Raw genomic sequence first — 2959 nt, forward strand, 5'->3', positions numbered from 1 at the left:
AGGTATCCGTCCGAGGGCTGCACTGATGTCAGCTCTTGACGGGATCTTGCTTCTTCCACGCCCACGGCAGCAGTTCGTCGAGCCGGTTGACGGGATGACCGTCGACCATGCGGGCGAGGACGTCCGCGAGATAGGCGTACGGCTCGACACCGTTGAGCTTGGCGGTCTCGATCAGCGAGCAGATGGTGGCCCATCTTTCACCGCCGCCGTCGCTGCCGGCGAACAGATGGTTCTTGCGCCCGAGTGCGATCGGACGGATGGCGCGCTCGAACGGATTGGTGTCGAGCTCGATGCGGCCATCGTGCAGGAAGCGGGTCAGTCCTACCCAACGTGTCAGCGCGTAGCGTATGGCCTCGGCGAGCGGACTGCGGCCGGAGACCTGCATGAGCTGCGCCTCCAGCCAGGTACGCAGATCGTTGGCGAGCGGACGGGAGTGCTGCCGGCGTGCGGCAAGCCGATGGACTGGCGACTGCCCGCGGATCTGCGCCTCGACGGCGTAGAGCTCGCTGATCCGGCGCAGCGCCTCGGTGGCGACCGGCGATCCGGTAGCTTGCGCGACGTCATAGAACTTGCGCCGCGTGTGTGCCCAGCAGGCGGCGAGAACGATGTCGCCCTTGCTCGCCAGTTGCTCGAAGCCGGCATAACCGTCGACGTGCAGCACGCCGGAGAAGTGCTGAAGATGGGAGGCCGGACGCTCGGCCCGGCGGTCCGGCGCGAACAGATAGATCGCCGCTGGCGGCTCTGGGCCGGCCCAGCCACGCTGCTCCCGGGCATAGACCCAGAGCCGTCCGGTCTTGGTGCGGCCACGGCCCGGATCGAGCACCGGAACCGGCGTGTCGTCGGCGAACAGATGGTCGGAAGCGAAGACATTGCGAGCGAGCCGCTGATGCAGCGCCACCAGCCACCAGCCTGCCGCCCCGACCCAGCCGGCCAGCGTCGAGCGCGCCAGATCGATGCCGTGCCGGGCGAAGATCTGCGACTGCCGATAGAGCGGGGTGTGGTCGCAATATTTGCTGACGAGCACCTGGGCCAGCAGCGCCGGCGTGGCCACGCCGCCGGCGATCAGCCGTTCCGGCGCCGGCGCCTGCACCACGGTCTCGCAGAGGCGGCAGGCATATTTCGGCCGGGTGATGCGGATCACCCGAAGCTGCGCTGGAACCCAGTCCAGCATCTCGGACTGGCTCTCGCCGATCGCATGGAGCGCACCGCCGCAGCACGCACAAACCGCATCGCCGATGTCGAGACGAACGTCCTCGCGCGGCAGGTGATCGGGCAGCGGCTTGCGATGGGACGCGCGCTCGGAAGATGGCCTGGCGACCTCCGGATGGCTCTCGCGGATGCGGGCAATGTCGGCGTCGAGATCCTCCAGTGCGAGCGCCAGCTGGTCAGGATCGAGACGTTCGGAGCGGCGGCCGAACTGCGCCCGCTGCAGCTTTTTGATGATCGACTGGAGGCGCTCGATCTCACCGTCGCGGCTCTCGACGACGCCCGCCATCTCGCGCACCAGCTGGTGCAGGAGGCCGACGTCGGAGGGCAGGCTTTCCAGATCGAGCCGCATGCCCGATTCTACCGCAAAACCACATTTCGCCCAAGCATCAAAGCCTTCATACGCTTGGGTTTGCGTAGGTTTTCAGCCGGCCAGCGCCGGCTTCCAGACACGCTCCGGCGCGCGCCAGTCGATGCCCTCGATCAGCATGGCGAGCTGCGCCGGGGTGAGCGTGATCGAACCGTCATGGCCGGTCATCACCGGCCACACGAAGCCGCCCTGGTCGATCCGTTTGGTGAACAGGCACAGCCCGTTGCCGTCCCAGAACAGGATCTTCAGCATCGACGCCTTGCGGCCGCGGAAGGCAAACAGATGGCCGCTGAACGGATCCTTCTTCAGCACCTCCTGCACCAGCATGGCGAGCCCATCCATGCCCTTGCGCATGTCGGTGTAGCCCAGAGCGAGATGCACCTTCACGCCGGCGGGAACGATCATCATGATGCGATCTCCTCGCATTCAGCCTGCGCCCGAACCGCAGTCGGATCGCTGCCGATCGGCGCGAACACCCGCCGTCCACCGGCGAGATCGACCACCATCATGCCGTCGGGCGGCGGCATGAGCTCCTGCAGCATACGCGTTGCCGCTGTGCCGTCGGTGAACGCGACGGGCGCCAGCTTCGCCCGCTTCTTCTGCGCCACGCCGAACTGCACCCGCCAGCGGAACAGCAGCCCGGTGACGATGCCGTGCTTGCGCGCGACGCTCGATACGCTGACGCCGGGCTGGTCGCTCTCGAGCGCGATGGCACGCTTCTGCTCGTCGCTGAAGAAGCGCCGGACCGGCTGCGACAGTGGCCCCGGATCGCTGTTCGATGGTGCTGTCAACACGCTTTCCAGCGGCATTTTGCTGGCACTAGTGCCAACGACCGGCCGGGCGGAGGGATGAAGATGGGCGCGCCAGTCGATCGCCACCTCGCCCTCATCCAACCGGTCACGCCAGATGCGCAGGGATGTGGGCGAGAGCTGCAGCGCGGCGGCGTATTCGCGCACGCCCATGCCGCTCCAGTTCATCGCTTCGACATGCATCGCCCAGAACGCCTGGAGCGCACGATTGCGCTCATCCGTGCTGACGCCGAACCGCAATCGAGCGCGCCTCTTCTGACGCTTCGCCCGTTCCTCGCTGCGCTGCTGACGGCGCAGTTCCGCCTGATATTCCGCCTGCTTGCGCGCCGCGTCCTCGCCCGCCAGCTGCTTCAGCCAGTTGTCGAAGGTGCGCCGGTTGAGCCGCTGATCGCGGCAATAAGCGGTGCGCGTCAGCCCGCTGCGCTGCCACGCCTCGACATGAATCCGCCAGAACGAGCGACGCGCCTTGTTCTCGAAATGTCTCGAAGCCACCGGAGATCCTCCACGCTACGAAGGAACCCGACATGCTCCGATTTTGCACCACGCCAATACTGTGCAGGGACCGGACGGTTAC

General features: G+C 66.7%; 3 protein-coding genes. All 3 read right to left on the bottom strand.

All coding sequences use genetic code 11. The features are described from left to right. Positions 1–28: 28 nt before the first annotated feature. The 3 genes from tnpC to tnpA all read right to left on the bottom strand — a co-directional run bounded on the left by tnpC (position 29) and on the right by tnpA (position 2877). Positions 29–1558: an IS66 family transposase gene (gene tnpC / locus AC1RU4_RS26190; RefSeq protein ID WP_492894789.1), complete on the bottom strand. Its 1530-nt coding sequence runs from the start codon at positions 1556–1558 to the stop codon at positions 29–31. Positions 1559–1630: 72 nt separating this feature from the next. Further along, positions 1631–1984 carry an IS66 family insertion sequence element accessory protein TnpB gene (gene tnpB, locus AC1RU4_RS26195; RefSeq protein WP_492894791.1) on the bottom strand — a complete coding sequence of 118 codons (354 nt, stop codon included), beginning with the start codon at positions 1982–1984 and terminating at the stop codon, positions 1631–1633. Further along, positions 1981–2877, bottom strand: coding sequence for an IS66 family insertion sequence element accessory protein TnpA (gene tnpA, locus AC1RU4_RS26200; protein WP_492894793.1), 897 nt, complete (start codon positions 2875–2877; stop codon positions 1981–1983). The genes tnpB and tnpA overlap by 4 nt, the downstream gene beginning before the upstream one ends. Positions 2878–2959: the final 82 nt, after the last annotated feature.

The organism is Ancylobacter sp. GW821-FHT10E12, assembly GCF_058809335.1.

Excerpts from the sequence above, each read along its gene's own strand:
- tnpC (WP_492894789.1), bottom strand. The coding sequence starts at position 1,558 with ATGCGGCTCGATCTGGAAAGCCTGCCCTCCGACGTCGGCCTCCTGCAC.
- tnpB (WP_492894791.1), bottom strand. The coding sequence starts at position 1,984 with ATGATGATCGTTCCCGCCGGCGTGAAGGTGCATCTCGCTCTGGGCTAC.